Source organism: Serratia liquefaciens, assembly GCF_027594825.1.
GTDB lineage: Bacteria > Pseudomonadota > Gammaproteobacteria > Enterobacterales > Enterobacteriaceae > Serratia > Serratia liquefaciens_A.
Map to the genome: position 1 here is coordinate 4,026,934 of NZ_CP088930.1, position 24,435 is coordinate 4,051,368.

Consider the following 24,435-nt stretch of genomic DNA (forward strand, 5'->3'; position numbering starts at 1 on the left):
TATGAGTCATCGTTTAACGTCAAAAGATATTATCGCATTGGGTTTTATGACCTTTGCCTTATTCGTCGGCGCCGGGAATATCATTTTCCCGCCGATGGTCGGTTTACAGTCCGGTGAGCACGTCTGGACCGCAGCTGTCGGCTTCCTGATCACCGCCGTCGGTCTGCCGGTGATGACCGTGATCGCCCTGGCGCGCGTCGGTGGCGGTATTGACGCCCTGAGCTCGCCGATTGGCCGTCGCGCCGGTCTGTTGCTGGCTACCGTCTGCTATCTGGCCGTAGGCCCGCTGTTCGCCACGCCGCGTACCGCGACCGTCTCCTTTGAAGTGGGCATTGCACCGCTGACCGGTGATGGCGCCATGCCGCTGTTTATTTACAGCCTGGTGTATTTCGCACTGGTGATCGGCATCTCGCTGTATCCGGGCCGTCTGCTCGACACCGTGGGCCACGTGTTGGCACCGCTGAAAATTGTTGCGCTGGGCGCGCTCGGCATTGCCGCGCTGGTTTGGCCGGCAGGCACGCCTATCCCGGCGACCGACATTTATCAGAATGTTCCTTTCTCCTCCGGCTTCGTCAACGGCTATCTGACTATGGATACGTTGGGCGCGCTGGTATTTGGCATCGTTATCGTTAACGCCGCGCGTTCCCGCGGCGTCAAAGATGCCGGTTTGCTGACGCGTTACACCATTCTGGCCGGGCTGATTGCCGGTGTGGGCCTGACGCTGGTTTACCTGAGCCTGTTTAAACTGGGCTCCGGCAGCGGCGTGTTGGTACCTGACGCGACCAACGGCGCGGTGATCCTGCATGCTTACGTGCAAAACACCTTCGGTGGGCTGGGCAGCTTCTTCCTGGCGGCGCTGATTTTCATCGCCTGTATGGTGACTGCGGTTGGCCTGACCTGCGCTTGCGCCGAGTTCTTTGCCCAATATCTGCCTTTCTCCTACAAGACGCTGGTGTTTATTCTGGGGCTGTTCTCGATGGTGGTGTCCAACCTGGGCCTGAGCCATCTGATCCAGATCTCCATCCCGGTGCTGACCGCGATTTACCCGCCGTGCATCGTGCTGGTGGTGCTGAGCTTCACCCTGCGTTGGTGGAACAGCGCGCCGCGTATTATTGCGCCGGTGATGTTAGTCAGCCTGTTGTTTGGTATCCTTGACGCGGTGAAAGCGTCCGCCTTCCAGCAAGTGCTGCCGGATTGGACCAATCACCTGCCGCTGGCGGAACAGGGTCTGGCATGGTTGTCGCCTTCGCTGTTGATGCTGGTGCTGGTCGCGATTTATGACCGGGTTTGTACGCGTTCCGAAGTGACCGCGCACTCCTAAATTCCCGGCTAAATTTTGGGCCACGGACTTGTCCGTGGCTTTTTTACGTTTAAAAAACACGGGTTATTTTCATGCAACAACAGTCACCCACCGCTCCCGCGCCCAATAAGCTAAAACGCGGTCTCAGCACCCGTCACATTCGCTTTATGGCCCTGGGTTCGGCTATCGGTACCGGCCTGTTCTACGGTTCGGCAGACGCGATTAAAATGGCCGGGCCAAGCGTTTTGCTGGCGTACCTGATTGGCGGCATCGTCGCTTTTATCATCATGCGTGCGCTGGGCGAGATGTCGGTCAACAACCCGCAGGCCAGTTCGTTCTCGCGTTACGCGCAGGACTACCTTGGCCCGATGGCCGGGTACATCACCGGCTGGACCTACTGTTTTGAAATCCTGATCGTCGCCATTGCCGACGTGACCGCCTTCGGTATCTATATGGGGGTGTGGTTCCCCGAGGTGCCGCACTGGATTTGGGTGCTGAGCGTGGTGCTGGTGATAGGCGCCATCAACCTGATGAGCGTGAAGGTGTTCGGCGAGCTGGAGTTTTGGTTCTCCTTCTTCAAAGTAGCCACCATCATCATCATGATTGCCGCCGGTATCGGTATCATCATCTGGGGGATTGGCAACGGCGGTCAGCCGACCGGCATCCATAACCTGTGGTCTAACGGCGGCTTCTTCAGTAACGGCTTTATCGGCATGATCCTGTCGCTGCAGTTGGTGATGTTCGCCTACGGCGGCATCGAGATTATCGGTATCACCGCCGGTGAAGCCAAAGACCCGAAAACCTCCATTCCCAAGGCCATCAACTCGGTGCCATGGCGTATCCTGGTGTTCTACGTCGGTACGCTGTTTGTCATTATGTCGATCTATCCGTGGAATCAGGTGGGAACCAACGGCAGTCCGTTCGTGCTGACTTTCCAGCATATGGGCATTACCGTGGCAGCAGGCATCCTTAACTTTGTGGTGATCACCGCGTCGCTGTCGGCGATTAACAGCGATGTGTTTGGCGTTGGCCGCATGCTGCACGGCATGGCCGAGCAGGGCCATGCGCCGAAGATGTTCAGCAAGGTGTCCAAACGCGGGATCCCGTGGGTCACGGTGGTGGTGATGATGCTGGCGCTGTTGCTGGCGGTGTATCTCAACTACATCATGCCGGAAAACGTGTTCCTGGTGATTGCCTCACTGGCGACCTTCGCCACCGTGTGGGTGTGGATCATGATCTTGTCCTCGCAGATTGCCTTCCGCCGCGGCCTGAGCAAAGAGCAGGTGAAAGGCCTGGCGTTCCCACTGCGCGGCGGGGTGTTTACCTCGGTGGTGGCGATCGTCTTCCTGGTATTTATCATCGGTCTGATTGGTTACTTCCCAACGACTCGGGTATCGCTGTACGCCGGGCTGGTGTGGGTAGCGGTGCTGCTAGCGGGGTATTACTTCAAGGTCAACCGCCAGAAAAAGCTGGCGATACTGGCACAGCAACAGGATTGAAGATGAAAACACCGGCCATGAGCCGGTGTTTTTTTAATGCTTTTCCTCAGGTTCGTCGTCACCGGAGGCGCGCGCTTCGATACGCAGGCTGCTGTCGCTCAGCCTTTCCTCTTTCCCCTCTCCGGCGCAGCGCGCCAGCACTTCGCGAATATCCTGCATGCTGCTGCTCAGGGCGCTAAGCGACGGTTGCAGAGTGCGGCTCATGCGGTTTTCATCCAGCGAAGCGCTGTGCAGACAACCGATGAACAACAGCGTGGCCAGCAGGGTAAACAGCCGATGTTTTACCTGTTTCAGCAATGGCATCTCTTCTTTCACGTGGCTGGGTGAGCGTATTAACACCGCTTTCGGTGGGCAAGAAAAGAGGCTGGAGATATCTGCTGGCAATTGGTGGAGAATAATTACCAGCAGAAACAGTTACGTCAGCCTGCGTCAGGAAATGTCTGCCGCCTGCCGCAGAGGGCTTAGCATGCTACGCATGTCGTTACCGGTCGGCGTTTGGTGCACCCGCAAATCGAATTCGTTAATCACCGCCAGGATATGGTCAAAGATATCCGACTGAATACTTTCGTATTCTGCCCATACCGTAGTGTTGGTGAAGGCGTAAATCTCCAGCGGCAATCCCTCTGGCAGCGGTGCTAACTGGCGCACCATCAGCGTCATATTCTGGTGAATGCCAGGGTGGGCGCGAAGATAGGCCACCAGGTAAGCGCGCAGCGTACCAAGGTTGGTCAGTCGGCGGCCGTTGAGCGGTGAACTGAGATCTACTCCAGTCTGCTGATTATGCTGGCTCAGCTCCTGCGTTTTATCGTTCAGGTAGCGTTGCAGCAGCGGGTTACGGTTCAGGCGCTGTTGTTCCTCTTCCGACAAGAAATGCACGCTGGTGGTGTCGATATTGATACTGCGTTTGATGCGGCGGCCACCGGATTCCGACATGGAGCGCCAGTTTTTGAAGGAGTCGGAGATCAGCGCATAGGTCGGGATGGTGGTCACGGTATTATCCCAGTTGCGCACTTTCACCGTGGTCAGGCCAATGTCGGTCACCGCGCCGTCGGCGCCGTATTTCGGCATTTCCAGCCAGTCGCCGATGCTCAGCATGTCGTTGGCGGAAAGCTGGATGCCGGCCACCAGGCCGAGGATCGGGTCCTTAAATACCAACATCAGCACCGCCGTCATCGCCCCCAGGCCGCTGAGCAGCAGCAAGGGCGATTTCCCCATCAGCAGTGAAACGATCATGATGCCAATCAGGATCGCCGCCACCAGCTTCAGGCCCTGGAAAATACCGCGCAGCGGCAGCTGATTGGAGATCGGGCTTTGGCGCAGCATCGCCAGCAGCGTGTCCAACAGGGAAAACAGCGACAGCAGGGTGAAGCCCATGATCCACACCTGGGCGGCGGTAATGATAATCGCCTGAGTTTCGCTACCGGCGTGCAACCACAGCACCGCCTGCAGATTAATGATCACCCCTTGCAGCAACAGCGCCATACGCTGGAACAGCTTGTACTGGGTGATAGCCTGCTGCCAGACACGTTGTGACCGTTGGCCACGGCGTTGGATCGCCGCCAGCACCACGCGGTGCAACACCAGGTGGATCACCACCGAAATCAAGAGGATCAGTCCCAGCACCATCAACAGGGACATCATCCCGCTGAACTCCAGCCCGAACTTCTCCAGCCACAGGGTTATCTGTTGTTGCATTGCCGCTCCTTTAAAAAATGCGCAAAAAATATCCAATACACTCAAAAGACGTTAGCCTAATGGTTACGGGTCATAATGTGCGGCTGTTTACCCTTTTTTACATAGGGTTAGCGCTGACTGTTTATCTCCACCCCCCGGCTCCTCCCCGAGTTTACCGGCCAGAGAGGAGGGGGACTGACACTCAACGTGGCATTGTTCGTGGCATTGAATAACGTCGTCGATTTCGTTTTGTACAGCTGGAGGAAAGTCATGCTTAACGCCTGGCATCAACCGGTCCCGCCTTTTGTGGTGAAGAAGGGACAACGCCTGGATATCACGCTGTGGTTACAGGGCAATGAACTGCCTGAACAGGTTTTTTTACGCGCCGAGCCGGACAATGAAGAATGGTTGCTGATCATGAAGGGGCAGCAGGTTGGCGGGCTGCAGCGATACCAGGCCAGCCTGACCCTGAATGAGGGCGAAGCGACCCGCCGCTACTGCTTCAAGCTGGTCTGGGCCGACCGCCAGCAATGGTTCGGTCCACAGGGAGAGTCTCTGACGCCGCCGGGGCAACTGACGCAATTTGCCGTCGACGTGCCTGACAGTAGCCCGCAATGGGTGGCCGACCAGATTTTCTATCAAATCTTTCCCGATCGCTTTGCCAGCAGCGGCGGCGAACATGGCATTCAGAGCGGCAGCTATCGTCATCATGCCGCCGGCTGCGATGTCGTTCGCTGCGACTGGCAGCAGCCGCTGGAGGACCGACACGCCGCGTCCACCTTCTATGGCGGCGACTTGGACGGCATTAGCCAAAAATTACCTTACCTGCAGCAGTTGGGCGTGACGGCGCTCTATCTGAACCCGATCTTCACCGCACCCAGTGTGCACAAATACGATACCGAAGACTATTATCAGGTCGATCCCTACTTGGGCGGCAACGTTGCTTTGCAACGTTTGCGAGTGAGCACTCACAAGGTGGGGATGAAACTGGTGCTCGACGGGGTGTTTAACCATACCGGCGATTCCCACCCGTGGTTTGATCGTCACCAGCAAGGCGACAACGGCGCTTGCCACCATCCGGATTCTCCCTACCGTGGCTGGTTTAATTTCTACCCGGATGGCCGTGCGCTTGACTGGAAGGGCAACGCCAGCCTGCCGAAGCTCAACTTTGCCGAACCCCAGGTGGCGGAGGCGATTTATCGCGGTGAGGGCAGCGTAGTGCGCCATTGGTTACGCCCGCCCTACAGCATTGATGGCTGGCGGCTGGACGTGGTGCATATGCTGGGTGAAAACGGCGGAGCAACCGGCAACCTGCGGCATCTGGCAGGCATTTATCACGCGGTTAAACAGGAAAATCCGCAGGCCTATGTGCTGGGCGAGCATTTTGGCGATGCGCGGCGCTGGCTGCATGCCGGCGTTGAAGATGCGGCAATGAACTATATGGGCTTCGCCCTGCCGGTCAGGGGATTCCTCGCCGGGTTGGACGTCGCGCATCACCCGGTGCGGATGTCGGCGGCGGACTGCGCACAATGGATGGACGGCTACCGGGCCGGCTTGCCGCATGGCCGCCAGTTGATTCAGTTCAATCAACTCGACAGTCATGATACCGCGCGCTTTCTGACGCTGTTGCAGGGCAACCGGGCGCGGATGCAGATGGCGGCAGTGTGGCTGATGAGCTGGATCGGTGTGCCCTGTTTATATTATGGCGATGAAATTGGTCTGGATGGCGCCAACGACCCGTTCTGTCGTAGACCCTTCCCGTGGGATGAAAGCCACTGGGATCAGTCCCTGCTGGCGTTGTTCCAGCGTATGGCGGCACTGCGCAAGCAGAGTCTGGCGTTGCGTCGCGGTGGCTGTCAGGTGCTGCATGCGGTCGGAGAGACCTTGGTGTTCGTGCGTCTCTATCAACAAGAACAGGTGTTGGTGGCGTTACAGCGTGCCGGCAGCGGTGCAGTGACCTTGCCGCACACGCCGTTGCTGGCCGCAGGCCAATGGCAGCGACTGGAAGGAAAGGGCGAAATGGAAGAAACGCAGAACGAGGTGTCGCTGCAATTGAGCGAAGAGTCCGTTACCCTGTGGCGACGTCTGGGTTAAGACAGAAAAGGGCCGGCATCCCGGCCCTTCATTCAGTGAGTGGGCGTTCACACGCCTAATGAGCCGATCAATATCCCACGGCAGAACCGGCTGGGCGGCGAACGTCATTGGCACCGTACAGGTAGCCTTCGCGCACTTTGCCGGACACTGCCGAATCGTTGCCGGAGTTGGCCGGACTGACGCCTGCGGCACCCGGCAGGCCCACCAGAATCAGCTCGGCCGCGCCCCATGGCGTTTGCTCGACCATCTTGTAACCCATAGCGGCAAGAATTTTAAGCGTATCGGCAGAAACGCCGCGCTGCTCGTAGTAAACCTCATCCGGCAACCACTGATGATGGATGCGTGGCGCATCTACCGCCTCCTGTGGCGCCATGCCGTGGTCAATCACGTTGAGCGCGGTCTGCAGGGTGATGGTGATGATGCGGGAACCGCCCGGCGAGCCGAGTACCATAAAGATTTTATTGTCTTTGGTCACCAGCGTCGGGCTCATCGACGATAGTGGGCGCTTACCGGGGGCAATGCTGTTGGCGGTACCCTGCACCAGACCATAGAGGTTTTTCTCGCCGACCTTGACGGTGAAGTCATCCATTTCATCGTTGAGGAAGAAGCCGGTGCCCGGTGCGATCACCACCGCTCCAAAGCGGCCGTTAACGGTATAGGTGGTAGAGACGGCGTTGCCATCATGATCGACAATCGAGTAATGGGTGGTTTCCGGCTTCTCGTGGGGTTCCATGCCAGGCTGTACGTTTTCCGACGGTGTGGCTTTATCGGCGACGATTTTCTTGCGGATTTCTTCGGCATAGCTCTTGCTGACCAGCCTGTCGATCGGATTCTTGATGAACTCCGGGTCGCCAAGGTAGGTGTTGCGGTCCATATAAGCGTGACGCATCGCTTCGGTCATGGTGTGGATTGCGGCCGCCGAATTGAAGCCCATGCTCTTCAGGTCATAACCTTCAACCACGTTAAGGATTTCACACAGCGTCACGCCGCCTGAGCTGGGTGGCGGGGCCGATACAAATTTATAGCCGCGATAGCTACAGGTGATCGGCGGAGTTTCGGTCACTTTGTAGTGGGCGAAATCGGCCGCGGTCAGGATGCCGCCGCCTTGTTTGGCCGCTGCTTCAACCGCCTGAGGAATTTTGCCTTTATAGAAGGCGTCCGTCCCCTCTTTGGCGATAGCGGCCAGGGTGTCGGCCAAATCACTTTGCACCAGGCGATCGCCTGGCTGTAGCGAAGAGCCGTCCGGGCGCAGGAAGATTTTGGCGGCCTCCGGGTCTTGTTTAAAGCGCGCCGTGGTCGTATCGAGAATATCGGTGTCGGCACGGGTCAAGATAAAGCCCTCGCGCGCCAGTTTGATGGCCGGCGCCATGACCTGTTCGCGGCTCAGCTTGCCGTATTTAACGCGCGCAGTTTCCATGCCCAGTACGGTGCCCGGCACGCCCGCCGCCAGATAGCCATACAGGCTGGCACCTTTCTTCACGTTGCCCTCGGCATCCAGATACATATTGGCATTGGCCGCCGCCGGCGCGGTTTCACGGAAGTTGATAAAGGTATCGGTGCCGTCGGCCAGGTGCACCGTCATAAAGCCCCCGCCGCCAATGTTGCCGCAGCACGGGTTGACCACCGCCTGCGCGTAACCCACCGCCACGGCGGCGTCTATGGCATTGCCGCCCAGCTTCAGGATATCGACGCCGACCTGTGAGGCCAGATGCTGCGATGTCACCACCATGCCGTTTTTGGCTTCGACCGCCGGATTGGATGCGGCATACAGGCTGCTGCTGACCAGCAGCGCCGCCATGGTCAGCGGCTTGCTCCATTTCTGTAAAAACATAGTTATTCCTACCCTGTCAGTTTTCTTATTGTGTTTGGCTTGCCCCCGGTGTCGTGCAAAGAGTGGGCCAGCGTTATTGATACTAGCTGCAGATAAGGGATTGTGCGGAAAACGGCCAGGGAAATGTGAGCGGAAACAAGGAAATGAAGCACGCAAAGCGGGCAGTATGCCCTGATTCGGCGCAAAAAAAACCGGCCACGGGGGCCGGTTGATACGCTGACAGGCTGAAATTACAGCTTGGAAGCGTTTTCGGACAGGTATTTAGCCACGCCGTCCGGAGAAGCGCCCATACCTGCTTTGCCTTTTTCCCACTGAGCCGGGCACACTTCGCCGTGCTGCTCGTGGAATTGCAATGCGTCAACGGTACGGATCATTTCGTCGATGTTACGGCCGATTGGCAGATCGTTAACAACCTGAGCGCGAACTACGCCATCTTTGTCGATCAGGAAAGAACCACGCAGGGCAACGCCTGCTTCTGGGTGCTCGATGCCGTAAGCTTTCTGAATTTCACGCTTAATGTCAGCAACCATTGCGTATTTCACTTCCCCGATGCCGCCATTCTCGACTGGGGTTTTACGCCATGCGTTGTGGACAAATTCTGAGTCGAATGAAACGCCAACCACTTCAACGCCACGCTTCTGGAACTCTTCATAGCGGTGATCGAAAGCGATCAGCTCAGAAGGACATACGAAGGTGAAGTCCATCGGCCAGAAGAACAGGACGGCCGGTTTGCCGTTCAGGTGCTTCTTGAAGTTGAAGTTTTCAACGATTTCGCCATTGCCGAGTACGGCAGCTGCGGTGAAGTCAGGGGCTTGACGAGTTACCAGGACCATAATTACTCCTGTAATAGGTGTTAAGGGGTTGATGTAAAAACAAGGGCCAGTATAGGGGCCACGACTGGGTGAATAAAGGGTAAAAGACCAATCGATGAGATAGCTTTTACCTATCAAAGTCGTTGATTAAATTTAGCGAGCTTTAAAAATAACCTTTTCCCGTAAAAGGGCAAGGCTTAAAAAGCAATTTCTTGTAAAGCGTCGCATTTTCAATGGGTTTGGTTTGACCTTACAGCTTTTTCTCTTTTGCCTGCTGCATCATCTGTGGGTAAAACTGCCAGAACTGTGTTTCAAGCTGATGATAATTGCGCTCTACGTCGGCGAAAGAGCCCGCCAGCGCCGCCAGACGCGGACGACGGCTGGCCATGCCCGCCAGCACGTTGCCGATAAACGGCAGCTCGGCGTAGCGCTCCAGCCAGCGTTCCGGCCATAAATAGCCATTCAAATTCTGAAAGCGCACCGGCGTCAGCGGCAAATGCGGCACGATCTGGCCGCGGGCTTGCTGGGTGAAGCCGTGCAGGCTGAGGGACGGTTCCAGTTGCTGCCAGTGGCGAGCCAGAAAGTGATCCCACACCACGTCGAGCGTGATTGGCGCTACGCGCCGGTATTCTGCGGAGAAATAGTCGCGGCAGGCTTTGACCTGCGGCAGGCTGTCGGTCAAGACATCGACGCGGCGGTGCATCATAATGCCGGCCACCACCTCGGGATCGTACTCGCCTGCGGGGTTGCCGCGCACGAAGTCGGCCAACAGATTACCCAGTAAAGAGCTTTCCGCAAGCTGGGCCAAATGGAGATGAGCGAGAAAATTCATCCGGCAACTATACCTGAAGTCATGCAAATCCTCCTTATTTCTTGCCGCTGACCGCCCACAGCTTTAGACTAGGCCGCCTGTTTTTTATGACCAACATACCCGTCGCCTTTCAAGCCGCAGTGTTGTTGGCTGCACTTGCCCACTCCGGTCACTTACTCAAGTAAGCTCCCGGAGATGGGCAAGCTGGCCGCCTAACTGCAACTTGAAATTCATAGGGTATATACAATTGAAGAAGTGAATACCCATGCGCGTCGCCGATTTTTCATTTGAACTTCCCGAGTCCCTGATTGCCCGCTATCCCCAATCTGAGCGTAGCGGTTGCCGCTTGCTGCAGTTGGACGGGCCGAGCGGGGAGCTGACGCACGGCGTATTCACCGATCTGCTGGATAATCTGGAAGCCGGCGATCTGTTGGTGTTCAACAATACCCGGGTGATCCCGGCGCGTATGTTTGGCCGCAAGGTCAGCGGCGGCAAGATTGAAGTTCTGGTTGAGCGCGTGCTGGACGACCATCGTGTGTTGGCGCACGTTCGCGCCTCGAAGGCCCCTAAACCAGGGGCTGACCTGCTGCTCGGCGACGATGAAAGCATCTCCGCCACCATGGTGGCGCGCCACGATACGCTGTTCGAACTGCGTTTCAACGATGAGCGCGACGTGTTCACTATCCTCAATGCCGTCGGCCACATGCCGTTGCCACCCTATATCGACCGCCCGGACGAAGACGCTGACCGCGAGCTTTATCAGACGGTCTACAGCGAGAAGCCGGGTGCCGTAGCGGCGCCGACCGCCGGGCTGCACTTCGATGAGCCGCTGCTGGCTGCGCTGCGCGAGAAGGGCATCGAGATGGCCTTTGTCACGCTGCATGTGGGCGCGGGCACCTTCCAGCCGGTGCGGGTGGAAACCATCGAAGAACACGTCATGCACGCCGAATATGCGGAAGTGCCGCAGGATGTGGTTGACGCAGTATTGGCCTGTAAAGCTCGCGGCAAGCGCGTGGTGGCGGTAGGTACGACCTCGGTGCGTTCTCTGGAAAGCGCCGCCAACGCCAGCAAGGACGCGTTAATTGCCCCGTTCTTCGGCGACACCAGCATCTTTATCTTCCCCGGCTACCATTATCAGGTGGTTGACGCGCTGGTGACCAATTTCCACCTGCCGGAGTCGACGCTGATTATGCTGGTTTCCGCCTTTGCCGGTTATAAAAACACCATGAATGCCTATCAGCAGGCGGTGGCCGAGCAGTACCGATTCTTCAGCTATGGCGATGCGATGTTCATCAGCCGTAACCCGCAGGCGGAGCAAGAGTCCGTCGGCGCCTGATTTTCTGGGCTGCGCATCTGGTGCGGCCCTGTTTTAACGACATCAGACTGTTTCTCTGATGCTGGAGGCTTTGTGAAGTACGAATTAGACACAACCGATGGCCGCGCTCGCCGTGGCCGCCTGATCTTTGACCGCGGCGTGGTGGAAACCCCGGCCTTTATGCCTGTCGGCACCTACGGCACGGTAAAAGGCATGACGCCGGAAGAAGTGAAAGAGACCGGCGCGCAGATCCTGCTGGGCAACACCTTCCACCTGTGGCTGCGCCCAGGCCAGGAAATCATGAAGCTGCATGGCGACCTGCACGACTTTATGCAGTGGCATGGCCCGATCCTCACCGACTCCGGCGGCTTCCAGGTGTTCAGCCTGGGCGCGATGCGCAAGATTAAAGAGGAAGGCGTTCATTTCCGTAACCCGATCAACGGCGACAAGGTGTTCCTCAGTCCGGAAAAATCGATGGAAATCCAGTATGACCTGGGTTCCGACATCGTGATGATTTTCGACGAATGCACACCGTACCCGGCAGACTGGGACTACGCCAAGCGTTCGATGGAGATGTCTCTGCGCTGGGCGCAGCGCAGCCGTCAGCGTTTTGACGAACTGAATAATAAAAATGCGCTGTTCGGCATTATTCAGGGCGGAGTTTACGAAGATTTACGTGATGTTTCAGTAAAAGGGCTGGTGGATATCGGTTTTGATGGTTACGCTGTGGGCGGCTTGGCGGTCGGCGAGCCAAAAGAGGATATGCACCGCATTCTTGAACATGTTTGCCCGCAAATTCCGGAAGATAAGCCACGTTACCTGATGGGCGTCGGCAAGCCGGAAGACCTGGTTGAAGGCGTGCGTCGTGGTATCGATATGTTCGACTGCGTGATGCCAACGCGTAATGCCCGTAACGGCCATCTGTTCGTGACTGACGGTGTGGTAAAAATCCGTAATGCCAAGCACAAGGATGATATTTCTCCGCTGGATAAAGACTGTGATTGCTATACGTGTCGCAATTACAGCCGCGCCTACTTGCATCATCTCGATCGTTGCAACGAAATACTGGGTGCCCGATTGAACACCATTCATAACCTTCGTCACTACCAACGCCTGATGGCGGGTTTACGCGAGGCCATTGAACAGGGTAAATTAGAGCTGTTTGTTGCGGATTTCTACGGTCGGATCGGTAAACCGATTCCACCTTTAAACGCTTGAATTAATAATTGATAACTTAATGAGGGAATTTCAATGAGCTTTTTCATTTCTGACGCCGTCGCATCCGCAGGAGCTCCGTCTCAGGGAAGCCCGTACTCTCTGATCATTATGCTGGTGGTGTTTGGTCTGATTTTCTATTTCATGATCCTGCGCCCACAGCAGAAACGCGCTAAAGAGCACAAGAAACTGATGGACTCGATCGGCAAGGGTGATGAAGTGCTGACCACCGGTGGTCTGATTGGCCGCGTGACCAAAGTGGCTGACACCGGCATTATCGCCATTGCGCTGAACGACACCACTGAAGTGATGATCAAGCGTGACTTCGTGGCGGCCGTTCTGCCGAAAGGTACCATGAAGGCCCTGTAATTTTGTTTTCCCGAAGGGAATTGCCGTGCTAAACCGTTATCCTTTGTGGAAGTATCTGATGCTGATCGTGGTGATCTTCATCGGTCTGCTTTACGCGCTTCCCAACATCTATGGTGAGGATCCGGCTGTACAAATCACTGGCGCGCGCGGTGTCGCCGCCAGTGAAACTACGCTGGACCAAGTCCGTACCGTATTAGAAAAAGACAAGATCGCGAGCAAGTCGATTGCGCTGGAAAATGGCGCCATCCTGGCTCGCTTCAGCAATCCTGACATTCAGCTGCGTGCCCGTGAAGCCTTGATGGCTGAACTGGGCGACAAGTTCGTGGTGGCATTGAACCTGGCTCCGGCGACGCCAGCCTGGCTGGCCATGCTGGGCGCCGAACCGATGAAGCTCGGTCTGGACCTGCGTGGTGGTGTTCACTTCCTGATGGAAGTCGACATGGACACGGCGCTGAGCAAGCTGCAGGAACAGACCATGGATACCCTGCGCAGCGATCTGCGTGAAAAGGGCATTCCTTATGCGTCTATCCGCAAGCTGGACAACAACGGCGTGGAAGTGCGTTTCCGTGACGATGCTGCCCGCGATCAGGCCATCAGCTACCTCAGTCCGCGTCAGCGCGATATGGTGTTCTCTGCCAATGGCAGCAATACCCTGAAAGCCAACTTGACGGATGCCCGTCTGAGCGAAGCGCGCGAATACGCGGTACAGCAGAACATCACTATCCTGCGTAACCGTGTTAACCAGCTCGGCGTTGCCGAACCGCTGGTGCAGCGTCAGGGCTCCGACCGCATCGTGGTCGAGCTGCCGGGTATTCAGGATACCGCTCGTGCCAAAGAGATCCTCGGCGCTACCGCTACGCTGGAATTCCGCTTGGTTAACACCAATGCGGACGTCACGGCTGCGGCCAATGGCCGTGTCCCTGGCGACTCAGAAGTGAAAGACACCCGTGAAGGCCAGCCTGTTGTGCTGTACAAGCGTGTGATCCTGACCGGTGACCATATCACCGACTCCACTTCCAGCACCGACGAATATAACCAACCGCAGGTGAACATCTCGCTGGACAGTGCCGGCGGCACTGCGATGTCCAACTTCACCAAGGACAATATCGGCAAGCCGATGGCGACCCTGTTTGTGGAGTACAAGGACAGCGGCAAGAAAGACGCCAACGGCCGTGCGATTCTGGTGAAACAGGAAGAAGTGATCAACGTGGCGAACATTCAGTCACGTCTGGGTAACAGCTTCCGTATTACCGGCATCGGCAACCCGAACGAAGCACGTCAGCTTTCGCTGCTGCTGCGTGCCGGTGCGCTGATTGCGCCAATCCAGATCGTGGAAGAGCGTACAATCGGCCCGACCCTGGGACAACAGAACATCACTCAAGGTCTGGAAGCCTGCTTGTGGGGGCTGGTGGCATCCATCGTGTTTATGGTGGTTTGGTACCGTAAGTTCGGCATGATCGCTACCACGGCGCTGGTCGCCAACCTGGTGCTGATTGTCGGCGTGATGTCCCTGCTGCCGGGGGCGACGCTGACCATGCCGGGGATTGCCGGTATCGTGCTGACGCTGGCGGTGGCGGTCGACGCCAACGTACTGATTAACGAACGTATCAAGGAAGAGCTGAAGAACGGACGTTCCGTTCAGCAGGCGATCCATGAGGGCTATAAAGGCGCGTTCTCCAGTATCGTTGACGCCAACATCACCACCCTGATCACCGCGATCATTCTGTACGCAGTAGGTACCGGTTCGATCAAGGGCTTTGCGATTACCACCGCAATCGGTGTGGCGACGTCCATGTTCACCGCGATTGTCGGTACCCGTGCCATCGTCAACCTGCTTTACGGCGGCAAACGCATTAACAAGCTGTCTATCTGAGGAGTGCGTTGTGGCACAGGATTATACTGTTGAACAACTCAACTACGGCCGTAGAGTCTATGACTTTATGCGCTGGGATTACGTGGCCTTCGGCATCTCGCTGGTGCTGCTGATCGCGTCAATCGCCGTTATGTCGGTACGCGGTTTTAACTGGGGTCTGGATTTCACCGGCGGTACGGTGATTGAAATCAGCCTGGAAAAACCGGCCAACCTCGATCTGATGCGCGATACGCTGGAAAAAGCCGGGTTCCAGGACCCGGTTATTCAGAACTTTGGCAGCAGCCGTGACGTGATGGTGCGTATGCCACCGGCGACCGGTACTGCTGGCCAGGAACTGGGTAACAAAGTGATCGGCGTGATCAACGATTCGGTCGACAAAAACGCTACCGTAAAACGCATTGAGTTCGTCGGCCCGAGCGTGGGGACCGAACTGGCGCAAAACGGTGGGCTGGCGCTGCTGGTGGCGTTGATCAGTATTCTGATCTACGTCGGTTTCCGCTTCGAATGGCGCCTGGCGCTGGGGGCGGTTATCGCGCTGGCGCACGACGTGGTCATCACCTTGGGCGTGCTGTCGCTGTTCCATATCGAGATTGACCTGACCATCGTCGCTTCATTGATGTCGGTTATTGGTTACTCATTGAACGACAGCATCGTGGTTTCCGACCGTATTCGTGAAAACTTCCGCAAGATCCGCCGCGGGACGCCTTACGAAATCATGAACGTGTCGCTGACCCAGACGCTGAGCCGTACTTTGATGACCTCCGGTACCACCCTGATGGTGGTGCTGATGCTGTACATCTTCGGTGGCGCGATGCTGCATGGCTTCTCTCTGGCTATGTTGATCGGTGTGTCTATCGGTACCGTATCCTCTATCTACGTGGCGTCCGCGCTGGCGTTGAAGCTGGGTATGAAACGCGAGCACATGCTGCAGCAGAAAGTGGAGAAAGAGGGCGCAGATCAGCCTTCTCTCTTGCCGTAATCTGTCGGTGAGTTGAAATACGATGCCGGTCGGCTTATCCCGACCGGCATTTTTTTGCCTGAAAATCACTAGCCGAGACTGGTCAGCGTCAATCGGTTAAGCGCGTTCACCAGTTCTGCCAGACTACCCGCCTGCATTTTTTCCATGACTCTGGCCCGATGCACTTCGACGGTGCGTACCGCGATAAAGTGACTTTCGGCGATCTGTTTGTTGGTCATCCCAGCGGCTACGGCACGGGCAATATCGCGCTCGCGCGGCGTCAGCGCGCCGAAAAGCTGTTGCCGTTGACGCTGCTCAATCTGACGTTGAGAATGAATAATCCCGCGCTCCAGTGCCTCAATCAGCGGCGCGGCGGCGATCGGCTTTTGCAGAAAATCGACGGCTCCCAGCTTCATTTCCTCCACGGCCATGGCAATATCGCCGTGACCGGTGACGATCACCACCGCCAGCGTACTGTTCTGCCGCCGCAGGCCTTGGTGAACCTGCTGCCCGTCAATTCCCGGCATGCGAATATCCAGCATGACGACGCCGCATTGATAGGGATCGATGCTGTCGATGAATTTTTGACTGTCGTGCCAGGTTTGTACCCGGTAATTCAGCCCTTCGAGTAAAAAGCGGCAGGCGTCGGTAACGGCAAAATCATCATCAACCAGATGTATCAGCGCCATGGCTGGGATCCTTTTGAATAACGGGGAAATGCAGAGTCACGCGCAGCCCCTGTTGTTGTGGGGAAGCCAGGTAATTTTCCAGCGTCAGCTCTGCGCCTTGGCCCTTCAACAGCCGCTGGCAGATCACCAACCCTAACCCGAGACCTTCCTGTTTGGTACTGCGGAAGGGCACGAACGGCAGTGCCAGTTGCTCGGCGCTGAGTCCGCCGCCATCGTCTTCAACGAGCAACCGTTGTTGATGTGCGTCGGCTTCGTGGCGCAGCGTGATTTGTCGGGCACCCGCCTGCAGGCTGTTGCTCAACAGATTGGTGAGCACTTGCTCTAATAACGTCGCCTGGCTGAACAGCTGAGTCTGCGACGGGATGTTAATCGTTAATCGGCACTGCGGATGCTGCTGTTTTATTTGCATCAATTGGATGACGTGTTCCACCAGCGGGCGCAATAACAGCCATTGCGCACTTTCGTCATGGGGTGTTTTGCTGGCCCAGCGTCGCAAATTAACGATGCTCTCCGCACCACGCTGCGCTTGCTGGCCAATCTGCTCGAGGATTGGCAGCAGCTCATGCTGGCTGTTGTTGCGCTCAAGGCGAATACGACAGCCTTCCGCATAGTGGCGGATCGCCGCCAGCGGCTGGTTAAGCTCATGGGCAAAACCGGAGGCCATTTCGCCCAGGGCGCTGAGGCGCTGCGCCCGGGCCAGGGCCGTGTCTCTGGCGCGTAGCGTCTGATGCATTTGTTCAAGCTGGCGCCCGCGGCGGCGCACCAGATAACCTACCCACAGATGATTGGCGCCGAGCAACGCCATCCCCCCAAAGACGCCACTGAGCAGTAGCCAATGCTGCCCTGCCCAAAGGTACAGTTCCTGCCAGAGAGAACGCTGCGTCGGGTGGATATTCAGATCCTGCAGCAGCTGGTTAACCTGACGCGATGACGCCGGGGCTCCCCAAACCGGCAAACCGGGGGTGTTCATCTGCAGCAATTGGCGAGTTAATTCGTCTGCCAACCGGTCCGGCACGTGGTTTAAGGCGGCAAAGGACCAGTTAGGGTACAGTTCGGTGCTGGTCAGGCAGCGCTGGCCGCTTTGCTTCGCCAGCAGTGCGCGATAATCACCGGCCTGCAGTAATCCTTCCGCCTGCATTTTTTCCAACAGGCAAACCGGCACAATCGCCGCATCCAGCGCCCGATCGCGCAATTGATAAAGCAGGGCATCCGCCGGATAGCCGCTGAAGTGCAGTCGCAGATCTTTCTCCGGGTTTAGCCCGGCGCCGAGCAGTTCTTTGTACCCCAGCAGGTAGCCGCCAAAAGCATCGGCGGCGACGGCACCGACGCTCTTTCCTGTCAGTTGGTGGGGAGTGGTTATCGGACTGTCGCCCCGCACCAGGATGACGCTGCCGACAACGTTGCTTGAGCCTTGCAGAGAGGGTTGGGTTGAACGCAGTGAAACCAGCCAGCGCAGCGGATAGCGGTTATCCAGTTGGACGTATTGCGCCGGGTTGGTGAGCAAAAAATCGACGCGTTGATGGCGGACCGCTTCATTCATACCGTCAAGACTGACCGGCGACAGGCGGAAATGGTCATCGGGAAACTGGCGGTTGAGATGATCGACCAAGGGTTGCCACTGGGTCAGCGCATGGGCATCGCCACGCAGCGCCAGTACCGCAATGCTCCATTGCCCCGCCCAGGCCGCATTTAACCAACTGCCCAGTAACAGAAATAGCGCTGCTCTTTTCACATCCTCTCCGCTTTTATGATCCCCATCACCGGTCTGAATTGTCCTGGATCAAGCCGTCGCCGGTAATGTGGTAAACCACAATATTGGTGGCCGGTTGCCCTTTTTACACTCCCTTGTATCAGTTCCCCGGCAGGAACTTATTGGGAGAAATCAATGGACAGTGGGAAACGGCAGTTTTTACAACGACTCGGTGCGCTAACCGCCGGCGCTGCGTTGGTGCCGCTGGCGCAGTCAGGGTGGAAATTGCAGCCGACGCGCCGAGAGGGCGACGGCAAAAAGCGCATGGCGATGCTGATTGATCTGCGTCGCTGCATCGGCTGTCAGGCATGTACCGTCAGCTGCGCGGTGGAAAATCAGCTGCCTCAGGGGCAATTTCGCACCAGTGTACTGCAATATCAGGTCACTCTGGAGGGTGAGAACTCGACCACCAACGTCCTGTTACCGCGGCTGTGCAACCACTGCGATAACCCGCCCTGCGTGCCGGTTTGCCCGGTACAGGCCACTTTCCAGCGGCAGGACGGCATTGTGGTGATCGATAACACCCGTTGCGTCGGCTGCGCCTATTGCGTACAGGCCTGTCCTTATGAGGCACGCTTTATCAACCATGAAACTCAAACCGCAGACAAATGCACGTTCTGCGTGCATCGGCTGGATGCCGGGCTGCTACCGGCCTGCGTCGAGTCTTGTGTCGGAGGCGCACGGATGATTGGCGATCTTAACGATCGTCAGGGAGTGTTGAGGCGCACTTTAGAGCAGCACCAGCCTCAGCTCAAGGTACTCAAACCCGAGCAGGGCACCCATCCGCAGGTTTTCTATCTGGGGCTCGACGAGGCTTTCGTCAGCCATGTCCGGGGGCAACCGGCGTTGTGGCAGGAGGTGCACGCATGATCCGTGAAATCATGGCTCGTCCACAGGAGATCGCCTGGCTGCCCTGGGCGGTGCAGTATTTCTTCTTCATCGGTTTGGCCTGTGGCAGCGTCATTATTGCCGTCTGGCTGCGCTGGCGTGAACCCAATAAAACGGTCCGGCTGGAACTGGCCGCCGTCTCGTTGGCCGTCGTGAGCGGTACGGTGGCGCCATTGGCCCTGAGCGCCGATCTGCATCAGCCTGCTCGCATCTGGCATTTCTACGCCCATTTTACGCCCTGGTCGTGGATGTCGCTCGGCTCACTGTTTTTACCGCTGTTCAGCCTGTCGGTCGTGAGCTATTTCGTTCTGTTGTTGCGTGGCCGGTTGAGAGCGCAAACCTTGCCGTTTTGGGCGCGTTGGTTGCAGATCTTCCCGGCATGGCAAGAAGAGAAATGGCTGCGTTGGGTGGCATTGGGCTGCTTACTTTCCGCAGCCAGTATCTTGCTCTATACCGGACGCGAAGTTTCCGTGCTGCGGGCGCAGCCGCTGTGGTACAGCCTTTGGTTACCCTGGCTGCTGTTGCTCACCGCTATGCAGGCCGTTCCGCCGCTGTTGGCCTGTTGGCTGCGTCACGAACCACAGTGGCAGCCGCGTTTGGTTCGCTATCAGGCCGTGACCTTATTGTTGCTGTGTATCTCATGCCTTGGCTGGTGGCTGGATGGCAGCACGTCCTCTGCCGCGTTGCATCGCCTGGCTAGCCAAGGCGTGGTTTGGCGTTTGGCCGGCATCGCCTTTGTCGCCTCGATCTTGTTGCTGTTGGCGCTGGCCTGGCGAGTTCGCCGCCGAGCACTGGGGGCAAAAGGGTTGCTGGGCCAGTGCATGGTCGCGCTGTTGCTCTGCTGGGGCGTGCGTTGGCTGCTGCTGATGCAAACCCAGACGCTGCCCAAGTTCAACGCATTAACCAATCCCTATGTGCTACCGCTCGGCAGCGAAGGGCTGTTGGCGATTCTGGGCACTTTGGGTTTGTGGATAGCCTTAATCATTGGGATCCGTGAATTACAGCATCAGCTGATGGAGAAAAAACATTATGGCTAAGTCAACACGGCGTCAGTGGTTAAAAGGCGGGCTGGCCCTGGGCGGGTTGACGCTGTTCGGCGCCAGCTACAGCGAGATGGTGCAGAAGGTGTTTACCGGGCTGCGCGACGGCAGCAGCGGCAAATTGACGCTGGACAGGATCAGCGCCAACGCCTTGCCGACCGAAGGGCGTCGACACCCCGATGGCTGGCAGGCCAACCCGCAGCAGGCGGTATCGATGACCCAGTGTTTTGGCTGTTGGACGCTTTGCGGGGTGCGGGTCAGGGTCGATCGCGAAAATCATCAGGTAGTGCGGGTGGCGGGCAACCCTTATCATCCGCTGTCCCACGATCGCCACTTTCCCTATGCTTTACCGGTGAGCGACGCGCTCAACCGCCTGGGAGGCGATGAAGGTCTTGAACAACGCTCGACGGCCTGCGCCAGGGGCGCGACCTTGCTGGAGGGGTTAACCAGCCCTTATCGGGTGCTGGAACCGATGAAGCGGGTGGGGCCGCGCGGCAGCGGGCAGTGGCAGCGCATCAGTTTCGAGCAGTTGATTGAGGAAGTGGTGGAGGGCGGCGATCTGTTTGGCGAGGGACCGGTCGAGGGGCTGCGGGCTATCCGCGATCTCGACACGCCGCTCGATCCGGAACAGCCTTCGCTGGGGCCCAAGGCCAATCAACTGTTGGTCACCAACGCCGGTGATGAAGGCCGGGACGCGTTCATCAAGCGTTTTGCGCAAAACGCCTTTGGGACACGTAATTTCGGTCACCATGGCGCCTATTGTGGATTGGCCTATCGCGCGGGTTCCGGGGCTTTAATGGGCGATCTGGAAACCAATGCCCACGTTAAACCGGATTGGGATAATTTGCGCTTTGGGCTGTTTCTCGGCACTTCACCGGCGCAGTCCGGTAACCCGTTCAAGCGCCAGGGGCGCCAGTTGGCCAATGCCCGCATACGCGACGAGTTTCGTTACGTGGTAGTGGCTCCGGCATTGCCCTTGACCACCACCCTGGCCAACGATCACAACCGTTGGGTGCCGGTGTTGCCCGGTACAGACTCTGCGTTGGTCATGGGCATGATCCGCTGGATTATCGAGCAGGAACGTTATAACGCAGACTATCTGGCGTTGCCAGGTGAGGTGGCAATGCAGGCCGCCGGTGAAAAAAGCTGGACCAATGCCACGCATCTGGTAGTCACCGATGAAGATCACCCCTTGTGTGGGCAGTTTTTGCGCCAGATACATCTGGACGGCAGCACGCCCGGAGAGGCAGAAAGTTCGCCTTTGGTATGGGATGAGCTGCGGGGTGAACCGGTAGCGGCCAACCAGGCGCTGCAAGGGCCGTTGCGGGTGGATCAGCCATTGCGGTTGGCCGACGGCTCGCAGGTTCGGGTGCGTTCGAGCTTCCTGTGCCTGCAACAAGCGGCTGAGCGATTTACGCTGGATGAATACAGCGCGCGCTGCGGCGTCAGCGCCGAGACCATTGCCGCATTGGCCAAAGAGTTTACCTCTTACCAACGGCAAGCCGCGGTGATTGCCCACGGCGGCATGATGAGCGGCAACGGTTTTTATAACAGCTGGGCGGTGATGATGCTCAATGCGCTGATCGGTAACCTGAACCTTAAGGGCGGCGTTTCAGTGGGCGGCGGCAAGTTCAAAGAGTTTGCCGACGGGCCGCGCTATAACCTGAAGACGTTTCCCGGCATGGTGAAACCGAAAGGGTTGGTGCTGTCGCGCAGCAAACAGGCGTATGAACAATCCGACGAATATCGCCGCAAGCTCGAGCAAGGGGAAAAACCTTACCCGGCGCGCGGGCCCTGGTACCCGTTCGTCGCGGGCCAGTTCACCGAGCAACTGGCGCCGGCGCTGATGGGATATCCCTACTCGCTAAAAGCCTGGATCAGCCATATGGGCAACCCGCTGTATGGCGTGGCCGGTCTGCGTGAGGTGGTTGAACGTCGGCTGAAGGATCCGCGACAGCTGCCTTTGTTCATTGCGGTCGATGCCTTTATTAACGAAACCAGCGCGTTGGCGGACTATATCGTGCCGGATACGCATAACTTCGAGAGCTGGGGTTTTACCGCCCCCTGGTCCGGTGTGATGGTGCGGGCAAGCACCGCGCGTTGGCCGGTGGTTCCGGCACGTACGGCGAAAACGGCCGATGGGCAGCCGGTGGCGCTGGAGAGCTTTGTCATTGCGCTGTCTAAAGCTATGGGGTTACCGGGCTTTGGCGACGGCGCATTGCAGGATCCGCAGGGTAACCGCTTCGGGCTGCACAATGCCGAAGATTATTATCTGCGGGCGGCGGCCAACGTGGCCTTTGCCGGTGAGCCGCTGCCCGAGGCGACGGAAAGCGAGCTGCGATTGACCGGGGTCGATCGCCTGAAACCGGCGCTGGGCAGCGTGTTGAAAGCGGATGAGCGACTGCGCGTGGGCTATCTGCTGGCGCGCGGTGGGCGTTTTGCGCCTTATGAACAGGCCTGGCGTGGCGATGAAACCGGCCCGCAATGGAAAAAGGGGCTGAATATCTGGAATGAAGAGGTGGCTCGCCACCGCCATGCGATGACGGGAGAGCGCTATAGCGGCTGTCCTACCTATTATCCGCCGCGTTTTGCCGATGGCTCCGATGTCGGGGATCACTATCCGCCAGAGGCATGGCCGTTCCGTTTGATGTCGTTCAAATCGCATCTGATGAGCAGCGCTACGGCGCCGATCGATCGCTTGCGTGCGGTGAAACCGGTCAATCTGGTGGCGCTGAATCCGGCCGATGCGCAACGCTATGCGCTGCGGCATGGCGATCTGGTCAGGTTGCAGACCCCAGGGGGCAGCGTCGAAGCCCAGATCAGCCTGCTGGACGGCGTGATGCCCGGCGTTATTGCTATTGAGCATGGTTATGGCCATCGCGAGATGGGTGCGCGGACACACACGCTGGATGGTCAACCGTTGCCCGCGGACGTGCGCATTGCCGCCGGCATTAATCTCAACGACCTCGGCTTGCCCGATCCGACCCGCGAAATCAGCAATAGCTGGCTGGATTGGGTCAGCGGCGCGGCGGTGCGCCAGGGGTTACCGGCAAGGCTGCAGCGTTTGAGCTAAGTGGTGGCCCACTCTCGGCCAAGATCGGGAGTGGGCATTCAAAGATTAGTGCTGAGGGACGGCCGCCGTAGTGGGCTCTACGCTGTGCAACCGGACATAGCCCAATTGCTCTGGCGTCAGGCCGCTGAAACGCAGCTCAAAGCTGTATTCTGTTTTGGGCAGCAGCGAGTCCGGAGTGGCGATCGGTTGTGAAAGTGCATCTGCCGTCAGCGGTTTGCCGGTGACCGCATCCAGTTGGCCCCATTCCACTACTGCCTTGAACGCAGGCAAGGAAGCTTGTGACAGGGTGCGAACGTGCAACAAGGCCTGGGCACCGTTAGCCTCGGTTTTTACGTGGCTAAGCGATACGCTCAGTTCGCCGAGGTTGCTGTGCAGACGGGCCGCATTGTTGGCCGCCGGTATCAGATAGACGCCGCTGGTGGAGTTCTGATTCAGCTGGTTTTGCTGTTCCAGCGCCGTGGCCTGGTTGGTCAGTATGGTGAGTTTCTGATTCAGTTCAACCACCTGATTACGCAGCTTCGGCACCTCACGAGTTGGTGCGCAACCTGCCAGCAGAACCAGTGCGCTGAGCAGGAAAATCTTGGGGTAACGGATTGTCATGGCGGGTATTTCCTATTCAACATCTCCTGATATCAGCTTAGCCCGCCTGGTGGGGAAAGTCATGTTCACCGGCCTTTGGGCCGTCATTTCGAAGAGGGGCTCGCAACAAATAACCGGCGGCCTTTGTTGTGACCGCACTTCGGGGTAAACTGTTCTTAACTATGAAAACGTTTATCAGGACGTGTTATGCATTGCCCTTTCTGCGCCGCCGTTGATACCAAAGTCATTGATTCCCGCCTGGTGGGCGATGGTTCGCAGGTGCGCCGTCGCCGCCAATGTTTGGTTTGTAATGAACGTTTCACCACCTTTGAAGTGGCTGAACTGGTGATGCCGCGGGTGATAAAAAGCGATGAAGTTCGTGAGCCCTTCAACGAGGACAAACTGCGTCGCGGCATGCTGAAAGCATTGGAAAAGCGCCCGGTCAGCTCCGACGACGTTGAAAATGCGATCAACCACATTAAATCCCAACTGCGCGCCACCGGCGAGCGTGAAGTGCCGACCAAGCTGGTGGGCAATCTGGTGATGGATGCGCTGAAAAAGTTGGATAAGGTGGCCTATATTCGCTTTGCTTCGGTTTATCGCAGCTTTGAAGATATCCGCGAATTCGGCGAAGAGATCGCCCGTCTGCAGGACTAAGGGAGCTT

General features: G+C 57.6%; 20 protein-coding genes. 12 read left to right on the forward strand and 8 right to left on the reverse strand.

Annotation, left to right across the window (positions count from 1 at the left end; genetic code table 11):
- Position 1 precedes the first annotated feature (1 nt).
- Both brnQ and proY read left to right on the forward strand, forming a co-directional pair.
- A complete protein-coding gene (gene brnQ / locus LQ945_RS18440; protein WP_182821723.1) occupies positions 2-1,321 on the forward strand; it encodes a branched-chain amino acid transport system II carrier protein in 1,320 nt (439 codons plus the stop codon).
- A gap of 71 nt (positions 1,322-1,392) precedes the next feature.
- Positions 1,393-2,799 carry a proline-specific permease ProY gene (proY, locus tag LQ945_RS18445; RefSeq protein ID WP_182821725.1) on the forward strand — a complete coding sequence of 469 codons (1,407 nt, stop codon included), beginning with the start codon at positions 1,393-1,395 and terminating at the stop codon, positions 2,797-2,799.
- A gap of 33 nt (positions 2,800-2,832) precedes the next feature.
- Here the strand turns inward: proY and LQ945_RS18450 are convergent, their stop codons facing one another.
- Together LQ945_RS18450 and LQ945_RS18455 are read right to left on the reverse strand one after the other, a co-directional pair.
- Positions 2,833-3,096 carry a hypothetical protein gene (locus LQ945_RS18450; protein ID WP_270103005.1) on the reverse strand — a complete coding sequence of 88 codons (264 nt, stop codon included), beginning with the start codon at positions 3,094-3,096 and terminating at the stop codon, positions 2,833-2,835.
- Between the two features lie 132 nt (positions 3,097-3,228).
- On the reverse strand, positions 3,229-4,494 hold the full coding sequence (locus LQ945_RS18455) for a mechanosensitive ion channel family protein (RefSeq protein ID WP_270101436.1): 1,266 nt from the start codon (positions 4,492-4,494) through the stop codon (positions 3,229-3,231).
- Positions 4,495-4,743: 249 nt separating this feature from the next.
- Here LQ945_RS18455 and malZ point away from each other — a divergent pair, with 249 nt between their 5' ends.
- On the forward strand, positions 4,744-6,567 hold the full coding sequence (gene malZ, locus LQ945_RS18460; protein WP_270101437.1) for a maltodextrin glucosidase: 1,824 nt from the start codon (positions 4,744-4,746) through the stop codon (positions 6,565-6,567).
- Between the two features lie 67 nt (positions 6,568-6,634).
- Here malZ and ggt read toward each other — a convergent pair whose 3' ends face one another.
- From ggt to LQ945_RS18475, 3 genes are all read right to left on the reverse strand, one after another.
- Entirely contained in the window at positions 6,635-8,398 is a 1,764-nt protein-coding gene (gene ggt, locus LQ945_RS18465) for a gamma-glutamyltransferase (RefSeq protein ID WP_270101438.1), read from the reverse strand.
- A 230-nt stretch (positions 8,399-8,628) separates the two neighbouring features.
- On the reverse strand, positions 8,629-9,231 hold the full coding sequence (locus LQ945_RS18470) for a peroxiredoxin C (RefSeq protein WP_020825459.1): 603 nt from the start codon (positions 9,229-9,231) through the stop codon (positions 8,629-8,631).
- 229 nt (positions 9,232-9,460) lie between these two features.
- Entirely contained in the window at positions 9,461-10,042 is a 582-nt protein-coding gene (locus tag LQ945_RS18475; protein WP_270101439.1) for an ACP phosphodiesterase, read from the reverse strand.
- Positions 10,043-10,286: 244 nt separating this feature from the next.
- Here LQ945_RS18475 and queA point away from each other — a divergent pair, with 244 nt between their 5' ends.
- The 5 genes from queA to secF all read left to right on the forward strand — a co-directional run bounded on the left by queA (position 10,287) and on the right by secF (position 15,772).
- Positions 10,287-11,357 (forward strand): tRNA preQ1(34) S-adenosylmethionine ribosyltransferase-isomerase QueA, encoded by a 1,071-nt coding sequence (gene queA / locus LQ945_RS18480; RefSeq protein ID WP_044548656.1) that lies wholly within the window; start codon positions 10,287-10,289, stop codon positions 11,355-11,357.
- Positions 11,358-11,429: 72 nt separating this feature from the next.
- On the forward strand, positions 11,430-12,554 hold the full coding sequence (gene tgt / locus LQ945_RS18485; RefSeq protein WP_270101440.1) for a tRNA guanosine(34) transglycosylase Tgt: 1,125 nt from the start codon (positions 11,430-11,432) through the stop codon (positions 12,552-12,554).
- Positions 12,555-12,587: 33 nt separating this feature from the next.
- On the forward strand, positions 12,588-12,920 hold the full coding sequence (gene yajC / locus LQ945_RS18490) for a preprotein translocase subunit YajC (RefSeq protein WP_012005503.1): 333 nt from the start codon (positions 12,588-12,590) through the stop codon (positions 12,918-12,920).
- Between the two features lie 25 nt (positions 12,921-12,945).
- Positions 12,946-14,793: a protein translocase subunit SecD gene (secD, locus tag LQ945_RS18495; protein WP_262239329.1), complete on the forward strand. Its 1,848-nt coding sequence runs from the start codon at positions 12,946-12,948 to the stop codon at positions 14,791-14,793.
- Positions 14,794-14,803: 10 nt separating this feature from the next.
- Positions 14,804-15,772 carry a protein translocase subunit SecF gene (gene secF, locus LQ945_RS18500; protein WP_262239330.1) on the forward strand — a complete coding sequence of 323 codons (969 nt, stop codon included), beginning with the start codon at positions 14,804-14,806 and terminating at the stop codon, positions 15,770-15,772.
- A 68-nt stretch (positions 15,773-15,840) separates the two neighbouring features.
- Here the strand turns inward: secF and ttrR are convergent, their stop codons facing one another.
- Together ttrR and ttrS are read right to left on the reverse strand one after the other, a co-directional pair.
- Complete coding sequence (gene ttrR / locus LQ945_RS18505) at positions 15,841-16,440, reverse strand: tetrathionate respiration response regulator TtrR (RefSeq protein WP_270101441.1); 600 nt, start codon at positions 16,438-16,440, stop codon at positions 15,841-15,843.
- Entirely contained in the window at positions 16,418-18,172 is a 1,755-nt protein-coding gene (gene ttrS, locus LQ945_RS18510) for a tetrathionate respiration histidine kinase TtrS (RefSeq protein WP_270101442.1), read from the reverse strand. Before ttrS ends, ttrR begins: the two co-directional genes overlap by 23 nt.
- A 153-nt stretch (positions 18,173-18,325) precedes the next feature.
- Between ttrS and ttrB the strand changes: the two genes are divergently transcribed.
- Genes ttrB through ttrA form a run of 3 tightly spaced genes read left to right on the forward strand, consistent with a single transcriptional unit; the run spans position 18,326 to position 23,191 of the window.
- The gene (gene ttrB / locus LQ945_RS18515; RefSeq protein ID WP_270101443.1) at positions 18,326-19,060 is read left to right on the forward strand and encodes a tetrathionate reductase subunit TtrB; all 735 of its coding nucleotides are present in this window, start codon (positions 18,326-18,328) and stop codon (positions 19,058-19,060) included.
- On the forward strand, positions 19,057-20,115 hold the full coding sequence (gene ttrC, locus LQ945_RS18520) for a tetrathionate reductase subunit TtrC (RefSeq protein WP_270101444.1): 1,059 nt from the start codon (positions 19,057-19,059) through the stop codon (positions 20,113-20,115). The genes ttrB and ttrC overlap by 4 nt, the downstream gene beginning before the upstream one ends.
- Positions 20,108-23,191 carry a tetrathionate reductase subunit TtrA gene (ttrA, locus tag LQ945_RS18525; RefSeq protein ID WP_270101445.1) on the forward strand — a complete coding sequence of 1,028 codons (3,084 nt, stop codon included), beginning with the start codon at positions 20,108-20,110 and terminating at the stop codon, positions 23,189-23,191. The genes ttrC and ttrA overlap by 8 nt, the downstream gene beginning before the upstream one ends.
- Positions 23,192-23,236: 45 nt before the next feature.
- On the opposite strand, the gene LQ945_RS18530 is transcribed toward ttrA, so the two are convergent.
- The gene (locus tag LQ945_RS18530) at positions 23,237-23,791 is read right to left on the reverse strand and encodes a DUF3251 domain-containing protein (RefSeq protein WP_270101446.1); all 555 of its coding nucleotides are present in this window, start codon (positions 23,789-23,791) and stop codon (positions 23,237-23,239) included.
- A 186-nt stretch (positions 23,792-23,977) separates the two neighbouring features.
- On the opposite strand from LQ945_RS18530, the gene nrdR reads away from it, so the two are divergent.
- Positions 23,978-24,427: a transcriptional regulator NrdR gene (nrdR, locus tag LQ945_RS18535; protein WP_004949256.1), complete on the forward strand. Its 450-nt coding sequence runs from the start codon at positions 23,978-23,980 to the stop codon at positions 24,425-24,427.
- The last annotated feature ends 8 nt before the right edge of the window (positions 24,428-24,435 follow it).